Annotated in this window: 13 protein-coding genes, 1 tRNA gene and 1 pseudogene; 9 read left to right on the top strand and 6 right to left on the bottom strand. The window is 37.5% G+C overall.

Annotated elements, in window-relative coordinates; translation table 11 throughout:
* Positions 1-221: 221 nt before the first annotated feature.
* The 4 genes and pseudogenes from ACFINK_RS08755 to ACFINK_RS08740 all read right to left on the bottom strand — a co-directional run bounded on the left by ACFINK_RS08755 (position 222) and on the right by ACFINK_RS08740 (position 2,790).
* Positions 222-311 (bottom strand) — tRNA-Ser (locus ACFINK_RS08755).
* Positions 312-1,247: 936 nt separating this feature from the next.
* A pseudogene (locus tag ACFINK_RS08750) lies at positions 1,248-2,133 on the bottom strand (tyrosine-type recombinase/integrase).
* 7 nt (positions 2,134-2,140) lie between these two features.
* On the bottom strand, positions 2,141-2,359 hold the full coding sequence (locus ACFINK_RS08745; RefSeq protein ID WP_375632587.1) for a hypothetical protein: 219 nt from the start codon (positions 2,357-2,359) through the stop codon (positions 2,141-2,143).
* A gap of 77 nt (positions 2,360-2,436) precedes the next feature.
* A complete protein-coding gene (locus ACFINK_RS08740) occupies positions 2,437-2,790 on the bottom strand; it encodes a hypothetical protein (RefSeq protein ID WP_375638805.1) in 354 nt (117 codons plus the stop codon).
* A 386-nt stretch (positions 2,791-3,176) separates the two neighbouring features.
* Between ACFINK_RS08740 and ACFINK_RS08735 the strand changes: the two genes are divergently transcribed.
* From ACFINK_RS08735 to ACFINK_RS08725, 3 genes are all read left to right on the top strand, one after another.
* On the top strand, positions 3,177-5,003 hold the full coding sequence (locus ACFINK_RS08735) for an outer membrane beta-barrel protein (protein ID WP_375638803.1): 1,827 nt from the start codon (positions 3,177-3,179) through the stop codon (positions 5,001-5,003).
* Between the two features lie 249 nt (positions 5,004-5,252).
* Positions 5,253-8,168: an isoleucine--tRNA ligase gene (gene ileS, locus ACFINK_RS08730; RefSeq protein ID WP_375629739.1), complete on the top strand. Its 2,916-nt coding sequence runs from the start codon at positions 5,253-5,255 to the stop codon at positions 8,166-8,168.
* Positions 8,169-8,345: 177 nt separating this feature from the next.
* Positions 8,346-8,837, top strand: a complete 492-nt coding sequence (locus ACFINK_RS08725; protein ID WP_375629736.1) for a hypothetical protein — start codon at positions 8,346-8,348, stop codon at positions 8,835-8,837.
* Between the two features lie 656 nt (positions 8,838-9,493).
* On the opposite strand, the gene ACFINK_RS08720 is transcribed toward ACFINK_RS08725, so the two are convergent.
* Complete coding sequence (locus ACFINK_RS08720; RefSeq protein ID WP_273790416.1) at positions 9,494-9,940, bottom strand: nucleoside deaminase; 447 nt, start codon at positions 9,938-9,940, stop codon at positions 9,494-9,496.
* Positions 9,941-10,209: 269 nt separating this feature from the next.
* Between ACFINK_RS08720 and ACFINK_RS08715 the strand changes: the two genes are divergently transcribed.
* The 6 genes from ACFINK_RS08715 (at position 10,210) to ACFINK_RS08690 (ending at position 16,758) form a co-directional block, all read left to right on the top strand.
* The gene (locus ACFINK_RS08715) at positions 10,210-11,610 is read left to right on the top strand and encodes a pseudouridine synthase (RefSeq protein WP_375612105.1); all 1,401 of its coding nucleotides are present in this window, start codon (positions 10,210-10,212) and stop codon (positions 11,608-11,610) included.
* Complete coding sequence (gene rsmD / locus ACFINK_RS08710) at positions 11,591-12,157, top strand: 16S rRNA (guanine(966)-N(2))-methyltransferase RsmD (RefSeq protein ID WP_375612106.1); 567 nt, start codon at positions 11,591-11,593, stop codon at positions 12,155-12,157. Before ACFINK_RS08715 ends, rsmD begins: the two co-directional genes overlap by 20 nt.
* A 543-nt stretch (positions 12,158-12,700) precedes the next feature.
* The gene (locus ACFINK_RS08705; RefSeq protein WP_375629733.1) at positions 12,701-13,150 is read left to right on the top strand and encodes an SRPBCC family protein; all 450 of its coding nucleotides are present in this window, start codon (positions 12,701-12,703) and stop codon (positions 13,148-13,150) included.
* Between the two features lie 1,191 nt (positions 13,151-14,341).
* Positions 14,342-15,673 carry a TldD/PmbA family protein gene (locus tag ACFINK_RS08700; RefSeq protein WP_375612375.1) on the top strand — a complete coding sequence of 444 codons (1,332 nt, stop codon included), beginning with the start codon at positions 14,342-14,344 and terminating at the stop codon, positions 15,671-15,673.
* Positions 15,660-16,466: a 3'(2'),5'-bisphosphate nucleotidase CysQ gene (locus tag ACFINK_RS08695; protein ID WP_375612376.1), complete on the top strand. Its 807-nt coding sequence runs from the start codon at positions 15,660-15,662 to the stop codon at positions 16,464-16,466. The genes ACFINK_RS08700 and ACFINK_RS08695 overlap by 14 nt, the downstream gene beginning before the upstream one ends.
* 46 nt (positions 16,467-16,512) lie before the next feature.
* On the top strand, positions 16,513-16,758 hold the full coding sequence (locus ACFINK_RS08690) for a DUF4170 domain-containing protein (protein ID WP_375612377.1): 246 nt from the start codon (positions 16,513-16,515) through the stop codon (positions 16,756-16,758).
* A 277-nt stretch (positions 16,759-17,035) separates the two neighbouring features.
* On the opposite strand, the gene ACFINK_RS08685 is transcribed toward ACFINK_RS08690, so the two are convergent.
* A complete protein-coding gene (locus ACFINK_RS08685; protein ID WP_375638800.1) occupies positions 17,036-18,079 on the bottom strand; it encodes a tyrosine-type recombinase/integrase in 1,044 nt (347 codons plus the stop codon).
* Positions 18,080-18,130: the final 51 nt, after the last annotated feature.

Raw genomic sequence — 18,130 nt, 5'->3', positions numbered from 1 at the left:
GAAAAAGAGGCTTTAAATGATCTTTGAAAGGTCTTTGAAGACCCTTTGAGAACACCTTAAAAACTCTTTGAAAAAAAATAAATTGGTACAAAACCTAGTGGCAAATTATACAAAACCTGCTGGCAAGCTACAGGCAAGCTACACCGAACCTTTATTTACGAATCCCGCACCTTGAAAAAACACACATGAAATCAATAAGTTATAGCACCATAAAAGTGCTGTGGCGGAGGGGGTGGGATTCGAACCCACGGTACAGTCTCCTGCACGCCGGTTTTCAAGACCGGTGCCTTAAACCGCTCGGCCACCCCTCCAAACTAGATATGCTTTTTGACAAATTTCTTGTAAAAGGTCAATCATTTTAATACGCATTTTAAAGCGTTCTTTGTAAAACTATTTAAGTTTCAATTAAAATAATTCTTCATAAGTTAATTCTTTGAGTGTGTTATCTAAGAGTTTCATTTTTAAACATGATAGTTTTTTCTGAAAAATGAAAGGTAATTATGATATTTATCATTTTTTTCCTGTTTAAAAATTTTTTACAAAGCAATATTTTTTAAGTTCTAATGGTCGTTTTCGTAATAATAAGAAATGTTCAGTTGAAAATGTTTGATAAATTATATTAAATTTCGGTCGTGTATTTTTAAATTATTTTACCTTTCCAGATATTTATTCTATTTAGATCGGTCATATCTGCGAAAAGAAAATGTTATTGCTTTGACAGTTTATGAGAGATAAATTTGTAAGAATGACATATATATTCAAGCAAAATTTTTATTGAGTTTAAATAAGTACAATTCAATAAGAAAGCTCTTTAAAAGATTTTTATTTTTTAAATAAAAATATTCAGATATTTAATGCGTCTAAAGGGTATCTTGGAGGAAAGGGCTGATTTACACTATTTGAATAAAACGTTGTATAAGATTTGCATCGACAGTTTAAAACCTTTTCCAGATATGACTGAAAATTAGGTATATTTATAATGCTTTTTTCTTTAGGATAAGCAAAAAGGTAATTTGAATGGAAGAAAAGATTATTGAACGCTTAGATCAATAAATAGTTTGTTAAGGTCTTGCATAGTTTTTCAAGAATAGAACTTAAAAACGCTAAATTATGCAGAGGCAAAGAGCATAAACTTTAACAGACAAGGTTTTAAAAGCCGTTTCATTCACAAGTATGTGTAAAATAAAATATTTATGTCTAATATGAGAGAATAGGTTGTTCCTGATTCTATTGAGTTTTATTTGCCTCTATTCCTCATCTTTTTGAAGCTTTTTTATGGCTTCAAGAGCAAGTTTTTACGGTCTGCGCTCTTTGTGTAAAGAGATGCCATAGTGTCGTCTGTCCAGCCAAAAATTGCTTTGAGTTGCGAGACTGTTGCACCGAAATTAGCAGCGCGTGTTGCTGCTAATTTTCTTAAACCATGCGCGCGCTGATTTTTTAATGCCTACTGTATTACAAGCCTATCTAAATGTATCGCCAAAGCTTTCTTTGGAGAGTTTTTGATTAACTTGACCACAAATGAATGTTTCTTCTCCAATAGGACCAATTTAAAGGGTTTTGGCTAGTTCAGACAAAATTGGCAGAAAAACATCTGTTTGGAATTTACTTTTTTCTGTTTTGACTGGAAATCCGTCTTCGTTTTTGAGAGGAGGTCTTTTGATTCCTAAAGCTGGATTATTTTCCAAAAGACCCTGTTCAATGGCCCATTTAAAAAGTCCGTTTAGACCTTTCAGAAAGTCTCTAGCCATTCCAAGTGTTTATTTACGATGTTCAACACCGGCTATAATATGTTTCTTTTCGATTGCTTGGTATGAAATGTGACCTATAGAATCACACACCTTCATCAGGATGAGTTCTTTTTGTGACTTTAGAGAAGCTATGCCAATTGATACTGTTAAAATACTGTTTAAGTAGCCATGCAAATAACCTTTCAACAAGTTTACCGGTTTTGGATTTTGGAAGTATAAGCCCTTGTAATTCAGCAAGCGCACTTTGGTAGTTGTCAACAAACTCTTGCGTTCCATAGGTTCCACGTACTCTAATGCGTTGACCACGACCAATACGCACATACCATATAATTTTACCATGGCGTGTGATTTCTTTGACAAGATGAGGGGGGCGTGGTTTTGGCATAGCAACTTCACATCTTAGAGAGTGAAGATTCATAATCTTCATTCGTTGACAAATCTAATAACTTTTTTGGAAGACTAGCTTGGTTTGGTATTGGGATGTCTGCTTTAAGATAAATAAGCAGTTCACCTGTAGGCTTTATTTCTATTAATTCACACCCTTGTTTTTTAGCTTCTCGTACAGCACGAGCAATAGCTGGTTGCGTAATAGTAGGTGGACGGTGTCCCATGTTTGTTCGCCTTGATTTTAGATGTAATTCACATGTGGCGTGAATCACGCTGGTGTAAAAAGGTTAGTTTTTTGGTGTTAGAAAGGAATGTCGTCTTTTGTTGAAGGGACGCCGTTCTGGGCGGTCATAGTTTTGTTACAAGCTTCTGAATTATCATAAATTTTTGCGTTTCCAAAAATCTGTGCATTATAAGCAACTTGTGCGTTATCAAAAATCTTAGCGCTATCGTAAATATTGGTAAAGGAATACGCCTTGGCATCATTATAAATCCAACAATCGTTTTCATGACTTAAACTGTCTTCATCCTCTGTAAAGCTGTCAAGATTACCTGCCTTTTCATCTCTAAAGTCTCTCAATTCATGGATACGGTAAAGCGTAATGTATCCATCAAACTCTATTGTTTCATCAGTCAAGTCGTATTTTTTCCCCATGATTTATTTCCTTGATTTGGCACAATCCACCCGTAGCGTGAATCATGCATTACTTAAAAGTTGTTAGGAATGAGTAGGGGTGTGCTAGGTGACATATGGACACTCCCATTTTTTAAAAATATGCAAATTTATTTTTTAGATGTGCTTAATTTCATAATTCCAATCAGGCAATTGAGTGAGAGCTAATGCGAGTTGTCCTCTATGACACATGCATACATTGGCTTCAAAACAGGTGATTGCAACGCGCTTTTTGTTTAAAAAAATTTGATATAATTTGTTTATTGCACAAAAATTCTTTATTTTTTTGTGAGTGTGTCATTTTTGCTACAGATATTTCAGAAAAGATGCTCTATATGAATTTCATTTTGGATATTTGGAGAGATTTTATGAATACAAAACGTTTAATAACAGCGTCTATTTTTTCTTTAATTTCAGCGTCTACAGCACTAGCTGCTGATGTTATGATTCCTCATCAGCCAGCATCATCGACTGCTTCTACCATTGTTGCACCTACTTTTTCATGGACAGGTCTTTATTTAGGTGTCCAAGCTGGTGGTTTTTCGAGCAAAGCTGATATGGCTCTTGTTGGTCAAGAAAAGAGTTTACCACTGGATAAAGAGTTTTCTCCTAAACTTTCAGGTTTTGTAGGTGGTTTTTATGCAGGTTCTAATATTGATCTCGGTGATAACTTTATTTTTGGCATCGATACGGATTTAATGATATCTGGAAAAAAGCACACAAAGACCATTACCATAGGTGCAGCTGATAACACTACAGTAGAAAATGCAGTCGTAAGATCTCGCAGATCCGCAGAAGGTGTAACCACAACAGGAACACCAGTGTCACCAGTAGCAGGAACCTTAACGTCAAATACACCAATACAATCAACTGTCCAAGCGCAATCTACGCGGGAAAATTTAAATCAACAACCAAATCCAGGCGTAAGCCAATCAGGGAAAACAGCAACAACTGGCAATCCTAATGCTACAACAGTAAAAGAAACAGTGAAAGTGGAAGGAAAAACATTAGGAGTTTCAAACCCAACATCAGCATCGTTAGCTGGACAACGAGGGTCCTCTAAGCCAGTGACAAAACCACAAACAGGCGCAGAAACAGCAACAGTTTCTACATCTAAACAACCCTCCTCCAGCACAGAGACAAGAACACTGGTCCAGTCAGAGCTTTCGTTAGGAAGATCAGATACAGGAAACCAATCATCAAGAGTTGAGACAAAAAGAGCAGATGCGTCTGCAAAATCTGCAGAAACAACATCTATATTAGCGGGATCTTCACAAGTACAATCCATCTCAGCCACACCAGCAGTACAGTCAGCGGTGGCGGTACCTGCAAAATCATCAGCGGTGGCGGTACCTGCAAAATCAGTTGTAACAAAACTAACATTCTCTACCCCATCAACAGGAACAGAAGCAAGTCAGCCAGCAGTAAAAGTACCTACACCGGTACAATCTGTATCACAACCATCAGCAGTAGAAAGAACAGTACCGAGTTCATCACTTGTACTCGCGAGATCAGGATCATCCAATGGTTCAGAAACAAAAGTTTCTAATGGAACAAGCGGAGCCCAACAGGGAGGTCATCATAGTTCTTCCCATAGTAGTGGAAATGCTAATGCACATGGTGCACCTCATGCAGGTGGGCATAGCTCTGGTGCTCATCCGAATGGTACTAATCCACATGCTTCTCGTTCTCATGGTGGACAGAATATGTCTGGACACGGTGCACAAAGTACACAAGCGGTGGATAAGAACGCTTCCAGTGTATATGGTATAGAACAAATAAAAAAGATGGCTTCTGAACTTGGTCTTGATCAAGAGGATGCAGTTGAAACTTTAAGTCATACTTTCAAACAAAATTGGGGTGGTGCTACACGGGTACGTATTGGTTTTGCTGCTGATCGCTTTATGCCTTATCTTGCTGGTGGTATTGCTTATGGGCAATTCCAAGACACTGTATCAATATCTGTTAAGGATGAGGATGGAAGAGTCGTTTCTTCTAAGAACTTAGCTGATGAAACAAAAACCATGATTGGTTACACACTTGGTGGTGGCGTTGATTTCTCGCTTCTAGATAATGTGATTGTACGTGCAGAATATCGTTACTCTGATTTTGGTAAAAAGAAATTTGCAAAGGAAAAACTTGAAGTTAACTACAAAACCAATGATTTCCGTGTTGGTGTAGCTTATAAATTCTAATTTTTTAAAGAGTAAATTTCTAAGAGGCTCCACTGTCAGTGGAGCCTTTATTTTTTTTTAAGATCACTTTTTGGTTTCTTTTCTTGTGAATTTCATGATAAAGCCCATAGAGTGTGATGATATATTTTCCTGATCGCTGCTTAATACGAATGATAAGCTCGGCTTTCCCTATAGATAAAAACCAGAGTTGCAGGGTTCAGGGAAGTTATGCAAAAATGAAATCGTAAAAGTGGACAGGGATATTTCACAATGGCTGTGAAAAATGAAACAATAGATTATTCAAAAACTCTTTATCTCCCACAGACAAATTTTCCTATGCGTGCAGGGCTTCCGCAAAAAGAGCTTGAATTGATGGCGCGTTGGGAAAATATGGGGCTTTATGCGCAATTGCGTCAACAAGCAAAAGATCGTCCATTTTATATTCTTCATGATGGTCCGCCTTATGCAAATGGTCATATTCATATCGGGCATGCTTTAAATAAAGTTCTAAAGGATGTGGTTGTTCGTTCATTCCAAATGCGCGGTTTTAATGCAAATTATGTACCTGGTTGGGATTGCCATGGGCTTCCAATTGAATGGAAAATTGAAGAAAAATATCGAGCACAAGGAAAAAATAAGGATGAGGTACCTCTTAACGAGTTTCGTCAAGAATGCCGTGAATTTGCACAGCATTGGGTAACTATTCAAAGTGAAGAATTTAAACGCCTTGGTGTTGTGGGAGATTTTAACACGCCTTATACTACAATGGCTTTTCATGCAGAAGCACGCATTGCCAGTGAATTGATAAAATTTGCTATGTCAGATCAGATTTATCGTGGTTCCAAGCCAGTGATGTGGTCTGTTGTGGAACGTACGGCTTTGGCAGAGGCTGAGATTGAATATCATGATCATGAATCAGAGGTGCTTTGGGTTAAGTTTCCTGTTTTTGAAGCAAATTCTGATGATTTATATGGTGCTCATGTCGTCATTTGGACAACAACACCGTGGACGATTCCAAGCAATCGTGCAGTGAGTTATTCTTCGCAAATTTCTTATAGTATTTACGAAGTTGAAAGTGCTGAAAATGATTTTGGTCCTCAAGTGGGAGAAAAGCTTCTCTTTGCAGACGCTTTAGCGATGAGTTGTGGAGAAAAAGCCAAACTTGTTTTGAAGCATTTGCGTGTTATTTCTTCTGAAGAGTTGAAAGCTCTTGTTCTTTCTCATCCACTCAAAGGTTTAGCTGGAGGGTATAATTATAAAATTCCATTGCTTGATGGTTCGCACGTAACAGAGAGTGCTGGTACAGGTTTTGTCCATACAGCACCAAGCCATGGGCGTGAGGACTTTGAAATTTGGAATGATTATAAGTCCTTACTGGAGCAAGCGGGGATTGATTCATCTATACCGTTTCCTGTTGATGATGCAGGGTTCTATACGAAAGATGTTCCAGGTTTAGGACCAGATCGTGAAGGAGGACCTGCACGTGTTATTGATGATAATGGAAAAATGGGTGATGCCAATAAAGAGGTCATTAATGCTTTAATTAAAGCAGATCGATTGTTTGCACGGGGGCGTTTAAAGCATTCCTATCCCCATAGTTGGCGTTCAAAAAAACCCGTTATTTTTCGCAATACACCGCAATGGTTTATTTCAATGGATAAAGATTTTGGGGATGGTTCAACTTTACGTAGTCGGGCTTTGGAAGCTGTTTCAAAAACGCGTTTTGTGCCATCTTCTGGACAAAACCGCCTAGCTTCTATGATAGAAGATCGTCCTGATTGGGTTCTTTCTCGTCAGCGTTCTTGGGGTGTTCCTATTTGTATTTTTGCAAATGAGGATGGTGTTATTCTAAAAGATGAAGGTGTGAACGAGCGTATTTTACGGGCTTTTGAAGCAGAAGGGGCAGATGCATGGTTTGCTGAAGGAGCACGTGAACGTTTTTTAGGTGAGCGTGCACATGAGCCTTGGGTACAGGTTTATGATATTTTGGATGTTTGGTTTGATTCTGGAGCCAGCCATAGCTTTGTGTTAGAAGATCGGGCTGATTTGAAATGGCCTGCTGATGTTTATTTTGAAGGTTCAGATCAACATCGCGGATGGTTCCAATCTTCTCTTTTGGAAAGCTGTGGTACGCGTGCTTGTTCTCCCTATAAGTCCGTGATCACACACGGTTTTACTTTGGATGAGAATGGTAAGAAAATGTCTAAATCTTTAGGCAATACGGTTGTTCCGCAAGAAATCATTAAAACATCTGGAGCTGATATTTTTCGTCTCTGGGTTATGACAGCCGATTATTGGGAAGATCAGCGTTTAGGCAAAAAAATACTTCAAACAAATGTGGATTCATATCGTAAACTACGCAATGCAATTCGTTGGATGCTAGGAACTTTAGCACATGATGATGGAGAAGAAGTATCTTATGGTGCACTGCCGGATCTTGAAAAATTTATATTGCATAGGCTTTTTGAACTTGATCAGTTGATTAATCGCGCTTACGATGAATTTGATTTTAAAAAGATTATGCGTGCATTATTGGATTTTTCAATCATTGAGTTATCGGCATTTTATTTTGATATCCGCAAGGATTCTCTTTATTGTGATGCGCCTTCATCAAAAAAACGCAAGGCCTCCTTGCAGGTTGTCCGTGAGATTTTTGAGCGTATGGTCACATGGCTTGCTCCAATGTTACCTTTTACTATGGAAGAAGCTTGGTTAGAGCGTTATCCAGGAAGCCAATCGGTGCATTTGGAACAATTTCGCTCTGTACCAGAAGAATGGCAAAACCAATCTTTGGCTGAGCGTTGGAAAAAAATTCGGCAGGTCCGTAAAGTTGTGACAGGTGCTTTAGAGCTTGAACGTGCTAATAAGCGTATTGGATCCTCTTTGGAAGCTGCGCCTATTGTTTTTATTTCCAATCTGGTTTTACGAGAGGCATTAGAAAATGTGGATATGGCGGAGATCTGTATTACCAGTGCGCTCACAATTACGCAGGACACGATACCTTCTGATGCTTTTACTTTGAATGATGTTGAAGGTGTTGGTGTATATCCAGAGAAGGCATTAGGAAAAAAATGTGCTCGATCATGGCGTTATACACAAGATGTTGGAAGTGATCCAGCTTATCCGGATGTATCTGCTCGTGATGCAGCTGCTTTGCGGGAATTGCAGATTCTTGGCAAGATTTAAAGTTTTAGATCAAAGGAAAGAAATGCAAGTAAATTTCTCATATTGATGAATATAGTTTTTTGTGGTACGAAAAAAATTCCGTTGTTTTATCTGCAGGGGGGAAATTTGTGTATGGACCGTTCTCTCATAAATAACGGGACTATTAATCAGCCATACACCTAGGAAATGGAATAGGCAGTGAGAAAACGTGAAATAAAAATATTTCCAATAGGAATTTTAGGGATGTGCTTTGTTTTAACGGGATGCAATTTATCCGCTCCTACCTATGGTACCAATAAACCAGTTTCAATACAGTTTTTTGAAGATGTTGCTAATATCACTTCATTAACACCAACAAATAACAGCAGCCAGATTGTTATGAAACCTCATCCAAAACTTGTAATACCAAGCCCTAGTTCACGCAGATTTTTGCCGGTACCACAACAAGATAGATCTGTCAATGAAATGGCAGCATCGAAGAAGCATCAAGGAAATACTCCTTTTCCTCACAAAGGATCGTTAGTTAATGGCGTTGGTTCAGAAAATCCTTCACAGTTGAATGCGAAGCAACGACAGGAATATTTACGTCGTCAGAGAGCACAAGTTGGAAGTTCAAAATACCGTCGCTATCTCACTGAACCACCTTTAAGTTATCGCCAACCGGCAAAAACCGCACCTATTGGTCGATAGGGAAAAGACAAAACATTTAAAGTAAAGTATTTTTCCAATTACTTATGATACCAAGCTCTCATTCGCGCGCAGTTATAATGCTGCTGTAGGAGGGGGGTATTCTCATGAAATAGCAATATGACAACAGCATCGAGAGATTCCTTATGCGTTTCCTTAACACGAAACATTTCTCAAGCTCATTTTACAACATTGCTCATGTGGCTAGTATAACGTAAAATCTATTGTGCTCCAATACTTTATGCTTAGGAAGGAGAAAGTGGATACCATCATTTTATTTTACAGACTCCAATGTTGCGATAATTCTTGCATTTGAGAGCTTTCATAAGAGACATTTTTAGTCTTTTCTAAAACGTTCTTTATCCAGACGATAATTCCGCTTATGATGTGCAAGAAAGTGATTTTTACTGTTTCAATGTAATTTGAAATGAGAGCATATCTACGATATTTTGGACTTTATATTTTATATACAAAATAATGAATTATTCTTTTGAATGAATGTACCATCTAATAGAAACAATATGCAGAATTAAAAGAGAGAAAAAATGCTTCGAAATAGCTTTTGCTATATATATATATATATAGCAGAAGAATTAACAGTCTTTTTTGAGAAGTAGGATAGTTTTTAAAGAGTGAAAGTTATGGAAGAAGAATTATTTTTAGTATCGCTTTTGTACAAAAAAGTCTTTAAGTAATTGAGCTGCTTCTTTTTCCTTGAAACCAGAATAAATCTCAGGTTTGTGATGGCAGGTTGGTTGCTGATAAAAACGTGGGCCATTTTCTATAGCACCTCCTTTGGGATCATTTGTTGCATAATAGAGACGTCGTATGCGTGCAAATGAAATGGCAGCGGCACACATAGCACAAGGTTCAAGTGTTACATAAAGATCGCAATCAGGAAGCCTTTCGTTTTGCAATGTTTCGCAAGCCATACGGATTGCGCGTATTTCTGCGTGTCCTGTAGGGTCATATGCAGATTTTATAAAGTTACCAGCGCGTGCAATGATAGCTTTTCCACGTGTAATGACAGCACCTACGGGAACTTCATCTTTTTTTGCAGCCTCTTGCGCTTCTAAAAGGGCTATTTCCATGGGCGTCAAAGTCATAATATTCTTTCTACTGAAGGTATAGAAAATCTAAAGGTTATCTCGATAAGGAATGCTATGGAATGAATAATTTATTACGCTTTTATAATGAAAAGAATACCTCTATTTTTTAAAGAGTTTAAAACAAACTTGCAAGTCGACAGATACATTATTGTCGTTAAAGGATAGAAAATGATAAATGATTATGCTACTTCCTTTTTCAGGATAAGCGGTATGGTGCATGTGAATAATTTTCTGAACATACTTGCAAAGATTGGTTTGAAACGCAAATGAATGAAAATAATGAGAGTGAACGAATTGCTAAAAGGTTAGCGCGTGCTGGTATTGCTTCGCGTCGAGATGCAGAAATGATGATTGTTGCAGGTCGTATTTCTGTGAATGGTAAAGTCGTGACAACGCCTGCTTTTAATGTTAGCCGCTCTGATGTTATTAAAGTTGATGGCAAACCTTTACCTCCTATAGAACGAACGCGTTTATGGCTTTACCATAAGCCAGCAGGTCTTGTCACCACGAACCGTGATCCTGAAGGCAGACCTACAGTCTTTAGTAATTTACCAAAAGGAATGCCGCGTGTTCTTTCTGTTGGAAGGCTTGACATTAACACGGAAGGGCTTTTGCTTTTAACCAATGATGGTGGCTTAGCGCGTGTATTAGAGCTTCCTGTAACGGGGTGGGTCCGCAAATATCGTGTCCGTGCTCATGGAAGAGTCAAGCAGAGCGCGTTGGATAACCTTAAAAATGGTATTGCGATTAATGGTATTTTTTATGGTTCGATTGAAGCATCAATTGAACGCGAACAAGGGTCGAATGTATGGCTTTCTGTCGCTTTGCGAGAAGGAAAAAATCGTGAAATAAAGAATGTTTTAGGGGCATTGGGATTATCAGTTAATCGATTAATACGTGTATCTTATGGTCCATTTCATCTCTCTGATTTAGAAGAAGGAGCCGTGCAAGAGTTAAAAGGGCGGATGTTACGAGATCAGTTGGGGGAGCGTTTAATTATGCAAGCCAATGCAGATTTTGATGCTCCTATTCTTAAGCCATTTTCAAATTCTGCAGTTGTTGCAGAAAAGCAAAGCCAGAAAGATCTTTCTGTTGCAAATGATGGTTGGGTTTTCTCAAGTGAAAGGGCGATACGACGCCGACCAAGAGATGGTTCTGTTGAACATAGTCGCGCACGATTAAGTACAAAGTCTCATGAGAATGTAAAGAAGGAGAAAAGTGAAGAAGGAAAAGCAGAGCGTTTTCTACCGCGTTCTCGCCGTGCTAATGTTTGGATGGCTCCTGGTGCACGTCCGCAAAGTGCACGTAGAAAGCCTTCCTATAGTGAGGAGAAATCGCATGATCATAAGAGCGATTTGGATGGTAGAAAGTCCTTTCATCGAGGCAAGGAAAAACTAAAAGAAAATCCGTCATACAAAGAGAAGAGGGAAAGTTTTGTTCAAAAACATGGCAAAATATCTTATGACGAGACGCATCCCTTTGGTAAGAAAGATCGCTTTTTAAAGGATAAAGAGAAAATGATAAAAGGTGGTCATGATGAGCATTCTTTTGAGAGAAAGAAAAAGGTAAAATCGTTTGGTGGTGCTATGAAAAAATCTAAACCACATAGGGACGGTGCAAAAACTTCGAAGCGATTTGGAGGTCCACGTGCGGATCATAGGCGGTAAATTTGCTGGGCGTGTTTTGTTTTCGCCTGTTAATCAGTCGATTCGCCCAACGAGTGATCGTACACGTGAAAGCCTTTTTAATATTCTTTCTAGCCGTGAAGAAGAGTTTTGGACCAATAAACGCATTCTTGATCTTTTTGCTGGTACTGGTGCTTTAGGCATCGAAGCACTTTCGCGTGGAGCAAAGGCGGCTGTTTTTGTTGAAAACTCGGTTGAGGGGCGTGGGTTGCTTCAAAAAAATATAGAAGCCTTTGAATTACAGTCGATAGGACGGATTTTGCGTCGTGATGCGACCAAACTTGGCAATATTGGCACAATGCTGCCATTTGATGTTATCTGCGCTGATCCTCCCTATAGCCGTTGTTTAGGTGAACGTGCTTTTGTAGAAGCTTTGCGAGGAGGGTGGGCAAAAGCTGATACACTCTTCATACTTGAAGAAAAGAAAGATACAATGATTTATTTACCTGACGTCTTTTATCTAGACGATGAGCGTTTTTATGGTGAGACAGCAATACGTCTCTATAAATTACGATCGCTTACATCTTGAGAAAGTTCTTGTTTTTATCCGATAGGATGAAAAAATGCTTTTTCACAGTTTTCTTCATTTTATATGGTTTTTAAAAGGTTAAGCAGAAAATCAATAAAAGATTCTAATGTTAAAGGAATTGATGAATTTTTATTAGCTTTAATACAGAAGGATGTTTTTTCTCCAATAGGATATATATTCCTCGATAATAGTTATGATCTTTTTTATCTAATTTCTTTCTGCCATACCTTAATCATCACATTTCATCAGCAGTTGAAAGCTTTAAGCTATGCAGTCTGCATTGATATCTTATATGATGCGTAACTTCTATTTTTGCTATTGTCTAAACTTAAAAAAGATATTTTGTTTAGTATTGAAAATATTGTTCATTTATCCTGAATACTTGTGTGTTTAGTTTAGTAATATCGCTTGTTGAGTTAGTCATTACATATTAAGTAAATCTGAGAGTATTAAGTATCTTATCGTTGTGCAGCTTTAAGGATACTTTTTTATATTATTCTTTATCACTAAAGATAAGTAATTTGTAAAAAAGGGGAGATTATCGTGTTTAATTGGATATATAGTGAAGAGATTAGTACAGAAGCAAGTGCTGAGCAAATTTGGGCTATATGGGAAGATGTGGCATCATGGCCTTGCTGGGATAGTGAACTTGAGTGGGTAGAACTTTCTGGTCCTTTCAAAGAAGGCGCTATAGGACGCATGAAACCTAAAAAGGGACCTACAGTAACTTTTACACTTGATAAAGTTATAAAAAATGTTTGTTTTTCTGATTATGCTAAACTTCCTTTTACACGTATGAGTTTTAATCATGAATATATTTGTTCAACAAAATCGGGTTCTTCAAATAACAAAATTCGTCATACTGTAACCATGTCTGGTTTATTTTCTCCTTTCTTTGGAATGATTATTGGGTCAAAAATTAAGTTACATCTTCGCGATGCAATGATTGAAATGAGCAGACGTGCTCTTACTGAAAACAAAAGCATTTTGTAAGGGGGTGCATTTATAAAGAAGTTAATACCTTAAAAAAGGTGCAGAACTCTTAGCCTTGTTAGAATGAAATCAGTTATGAGTATATAGCAAATTGATGAGCTATGATTTGGTTTTAGTTAGCTGTTGAAATCGTGTCAAAGCATCTTACGGGATTAATTTTGCGCTAAAAATCTTATGAAATTCATTGAATTTTTTTATATATAAAAGCTTATAAGATGCTCTCTTCATTGAAAATGAGAAAGGTTCAGAAGTTCATTACTTCTCTTATGATGTAGGTCCATATCGTCATAATATTTGCCTGTTTCTAATGTTGCAATATTTTTTGCATTTAAAATCTTCATAAGAGGCATTTTGATTTCTTCTTAAATAGTTTTCATTCATAGGCCCCTTACTTATGATTTGCTCGCAAATAGTTGTGATTGACTCAACATGAATAGGTTCGAAACAGAGAGAATTTTATGATATTAGGCTTTTTTATACAAATTACAAAACAATAAATTATAAGTATAAATCAAACTGTTAATTTTATTGAAAGATTACAAGATAATTTCTTGATTACTTTTAAATATAAAAATGAGTTCTTTATGATATTACGTCCATTAGGGTAAAGAAGTTTATGACTGCTCATTTTGTTGAAACCATAATAGAAGGAAATATTTTTTACTCTGTTTAAGTTTTGTTTCATTTACAAGAGTGCCGTCTCATTATGAGAGAGTTTATAGAAGCAAAGAAGTGTATACAAATATAAGGTATTTTCTTGATTCTTGCTTGGAAATTAAAGAATGCTATAGGAAAGATATGAGATAAGTTTTTTACTACCCAGAGGAAGGAAGACCTGTGATTTAGGTCATTTTATGCTTTTCGAATTTTTGAGGATTTTGGCTTAAATTCAAGTGTTATAGCTAAGACTTTTGTTAATTGCCAATTGTTCTGTTGATTTGATTGTCAGTGGAGATTTGGCTCCTAAAATGATAAGGGCCCATGAGAAATCTTGAAACTAAAGAGATTTTACGGCATATTACGTTTTTTCATAAAGAAGCTAAAAGGGAAATGATTTAATGCATTAAAAGAAAAAGAATGCATGAATGTGCATAATCTTATGAATCAATACACAAGAGTTATATTCTGATTTGTATAAATTTGTCAGAATGCTTATCAATGTAAATAATAAAATATTTTAGGGAGTCTATAATGACTGACAAAAACCAGATTGAGAAAGCTGTTTCGCTGGTTGAAGCAGCAAAGCGTTCTGGGGCAGATGCTGCTGATGCTGTTATTGTTCATGCTCATTCTACCAGTGTATCAGTTCGTTTTGGGAAAGTCGAATCGACAGAAGCAGCAGAGAGCAATGATTTTACTCTAAGGGTTTTTGTTGGAAAAAAAGTAGCAAGTGTTTCTGCTAATTTAGGATCTTATCCGCAAGAACTTGCGGAACGTGCTGTTGCGATGGCTAAAGCTTCTCCCGATAGTTTATTTGAAGGTTTGGCAGATAAAGAGTGTTTGGTTAAGTATCCTAAAGATCTTGATCTTTTTGATGATTTTGTACCCAGCAGTCATTTTTTAACAGAAGATGCTTTAAAAACGGAGGCAGCAGCTCTTGATGTTAAAGGTGTAAGCAATTCTGGTGGCGCTGCAACAGCTTATGGCCGTAGTGGGTTTATTCTTGTGACCAGCGATGGTTTTTGTGGAGCCTATCGCTCAAGTTGTTTTTCACGTTCTTGTAGTGCTCTTGCAGGTGAAGGAACACAGATGGAGCGGGATTATGATTATACAACAGCCTTACATTTTTCTGATTTAGAGGCAGCAGAAACTGTGGGAAAGAATGCAGGGCTTGGTGCTGTTCGACGTTTGGGTGCAGTTCGTGCGGCGACTGGGAGCGTTGATGTTATTTTTAATCCGCGTACGGCTCGTGGAATTGCAGGGCATATCGCATCTATGGTCAATGGAGCCTCTGTGGCTCGAAAAACGAGTCTTTTACAGAATTTCCTAGGCAAGGAAGTGATGAAGCCTAATGTTAATGTAACCGATCAACCTTTGCGATTACGTGGAAATGCTTCTCATCCTTTTGATGGAGAAGGGGTAGAGGGGCAAACACTCAATATTATTGAAAATGGTATTTTAAAAAATTGGCTTCTTTCATCATCTACAGCACGTGAATTGGGACTTAAAACAAATGGACACGGTATGCGTTCGGCATCATTAGTGCAGCCGACCAGTACAAATTTTGCTATTGAACCGGGTTTAGTATCACCTTGCGATATGATAAAAGATTTGCGAAATGGATTTTATGTGACCGAATTATTCGGTCATGGTATTGATTTTATTACTGGTCAGTATAGTCGTGGGGCTTCCGGTTTTTGGATTGAAAATGGTGAAATTGCTTATCCGGTAAGTGAAGTAACGCTAGGTTCTGATTTGCTTCATATGTTAGCACATTTAACACCTGCCAATGATATTGATCGGCGTTATAGTACAGCTGCTCCAACATTGTTAATTGAAGGGATGACACTTGCAGGAAAATAACACGCATCATTCTTCTGATTTAAATCTTTTGCGTGATGTTTGTCGAGAGGCAGGAGATTTAGCAATGCGGTATTTTGGATGCACGTTGGATGTCTGGATTAAAGAAGGTAATTCCCCGGTTAGTGAAGCAGATTTTGCTGTTGATCATTTCTTGAAAGAGAGGCTTCTTGGAGCTCGTCCAAATTATGGATGGATTTCAGAAGAAACAAAAGATAATCGAGAAAAACAAGATTATTATGAGCGCTCTTTTGTTGTTGATCCTATTGATGGAACGCGTGGTTTTCTTTCTGGCAATCCTTATTGGTGTATTTCGGTTGCCATTATTGAGAATGGGCGTCCTATTGTGGGCGTTCTACAATGTCCGGCTCAAGGAGATGTTTATACAGCTGTAACAGGTGGAGGGGCAACATTAAATGGGATAAAACTTCCTCGTTTAGCCTTTGAGGTTCATCGAAAATATAAAATTTCACTTGATAAATCGCTCGCACAAAAATTACCAGATGATTTTCTCAATCAAGTCAGTCTTTACCATTATCTTCCTTCTCTTGCTTATCGTATTGTTCTTGTTGCTCAAGATGAAATTGATATCGTATTAGTTCGTCCAAATTGTCATGAATGGGATATTGCCGCTGCTGATCTTATTTTGCAGGAGTGTGGAGGGTGTTTTTTATCGCTTGATGCCCCTTTACTATCTTATGGAATTGAACCTTACCAGTATGGACTTTTAATTGCTGGTAAAAATAATTGCTGTCAAGATATGATAGATGTTGTTCGTCAAACAAAGTTAGTTTAATCACGTAAAAGCGCGCTAAGATAATCTAAATGATATGGAGGCACATATGACTGAAACCAAAGAAAAAAAACAATATTTACATCTTGTATTTGGTGGGGAATTAAAAAATCTTAACAGTAATCAATTTAAGAATCCTGATGAGTTAGATGTGGTTGGTATTTTCTCAGATTATCAATCCGCTCAAGAAGCATGGCAGGCAAAAGCACAAAGCAGTGTAGATAATGCATTACAACGTTATTACATTGTAGATTTGCATCAGTTTCTTGATGCTGAGTTAGGCGATGCAGAATAAAGCTTGAATATTTGGTCATTATAACCTGTAGATTGCTTCATGCTTTTGTTTAGTCGTCCTTTTCATAGGTACGTTCTTCGGGTAAAATAGAATGCCGTAAAAAAGAATATGCTTGTTGTTTAAAATTCATATGTTTTTTTAAGAAACATCTCCCAAAGCACCCAAGCCCATTTCATAATAGCGTCCGTGCAAGGCAAATAAAAAGCAAGTAAAATAAAATAGTTATGTCTAATATAAGGGAATAGGTGAATCTTGATTCTATTGAGTTTTTTTGCCTCTATCCCTCATCTTTTTGAAGCTTTTTTATGGCTTCAAGAGCGAGTTTTTTACGATCTGCGCTCTTTGTGTAAAGAGATGCCATAGCATCATTTGTCCAGCCAAAAATTGCTTTGAGTTGTGATACTGTTGTTCCAGAATTAGCTGCACGTGTTGCGGCTAATTTTCTTAATCCATGCGCCGATTTTTTAATTCCAGCCGCATTACAAGCGTCTCTAAATCCATTCCCAAAGCTTTCTTTGGTGAATTTTTGATTCACTTTACTACAGATAAATGTTTCTTCTCCAATAGGACCAGTTTCAAGCGTTTTAGCTAATTCCGGTAAAATGGGAAGAAAAACATCTGTTTGGAATTTACTTTTCTCTGTTTTGAGATGAATAATATTGTCTTTGACATCTTTCCAGCCAATGCGTACCGCATCACCACGACGCAAGCCCGTATATAAAAGAACATCAATCCAGACACGTTCATGGGTACCATGATGCCATATTTGATAATATTTTTCGACATCTTCTTCTGTCCAAACAGGAAATCCCTCTTTGTTTTTGAGGGGGGGTCTTTTTATTCCTAAAGCTGGATTATTTTCCAAAAGACCTTGATCAATCGCCCAATTAAAAAGTCCATTAAGGGCTTTCAGAAAATTTCTAGCCATTGCTGGTGTTTCTTTACGCCGTTCAACACCGGCTATGATATGTTTCTTTTCAATTGCTTGGTATGGAATGTTTCCTATGGTATCACATACCTTCATAAGAATGAGTTCTTTTTGTTTTTGGGTGACTTTAGAAAGGCTATGCCAATTGGAGCTGTTAAAATACTGTTTAAGGAGCCATGCGAATGAACCTTCGACTAGCTTACCAGTTTTTGATTTAGGAAGTATAAGCCCTTGTAACTCGGCAAGTGCGCTTTTGTAGTTATCAACAAACTCTTGCGTTCCATAGGTGCCGCGTATTCTAATACGTGGTCCATGACCAATACGTACATACCATATAATTTTACCATGACGTGTGACTTCTTTGACAAGATGAGGAGGACGTGGTTTAGGCATGGTATTTTACATCTTAGAGAGTGCGGTTTCGTAATATTCATTCTTTGACAA

The organism is Bartonella sp. AA16NXGY, from assembly GCF_042197325.1.
GTDB lineage: Bacteria > Pseudomonadota > Alphaproteobacteria > Rhizobiales > Rhizobiaceae > Bartonella.
The sequence above is the reverse complement of the archived record's forward strand: the minus strand, read 5'-3'. Positions and strand labels throughout refer to the sequence as shown.

What these genes read in the sequence shown, in the direction of transcription:
- ACFINK_RS08745 (WP_375632587.1), bottom strand. Translation starts at nt 2,359, where the DNA reads ATGGGACACCGTCCACCTACTATTACGCAACCAGCTATTGCTCGTGCT.
- ACFINK_RS08740 (WP_375638805.1), bottom strand. Translation starts at nt 2,790, where the DNA reads ATGGGGAAAAAATACGACTTGACTGATGAAACAATAGAGTTTGATGGA.
- ACFINK_RS08735 (WP_375638803.1), top strand. Translation starts at nt 3,177, where the DNA reads ATGAATACAAAACGTTTAATAACAGCGTCTATTTTTTCTTTAATTTCA.
- ileS (WP_375629739.1), top strand. Translation starts at nt 5,253, where the DNA reads ATGGCTGTGAAAAATGAAACAATAGATTATTCAAAAACTCTTTATCTC.
- ACFINK_RS08720 (WP_273790416.1), bottom strand. Translation starts at nt 9,940, where the DNA reads ATGACTTTGACGCCCATGGAAATAGCCCTTTTAGAAGCGCAAGAGGCT.
- ACFINK_RS08715 (WP_375612105.1), top strand. Translation starts at nt 10,210, where the DNA reads ATGAATGAAAATAATGAGAGTGAACGAATTGCTAAAAGGTTAGCGCGT.
- ACFINK_RS08700 (WP_375612375.1), top strand. Translation starts at nt 14,342, where the DNA reads ATGACTGACAAAAACCAGATTGAGAAAGCTGTTTCGCTGGTTGAAGCA.
- ACFINK_RS08690 (WP_375612377.1), top strand. Translation starts at nt 16,513, where the DNA reads ATGACTGAAACCAAAGAAAAAAAACAATATTTACATCTTGTATTTGGT.
- ACFINK_RS08685 (WP_375638800.1), bottom strand. Translation starts at nt 18,079, where the DNA reads ATGCCTAAACCACGTCCTCCTCATCTTGTCAAAGAAGTCACACGTCAT.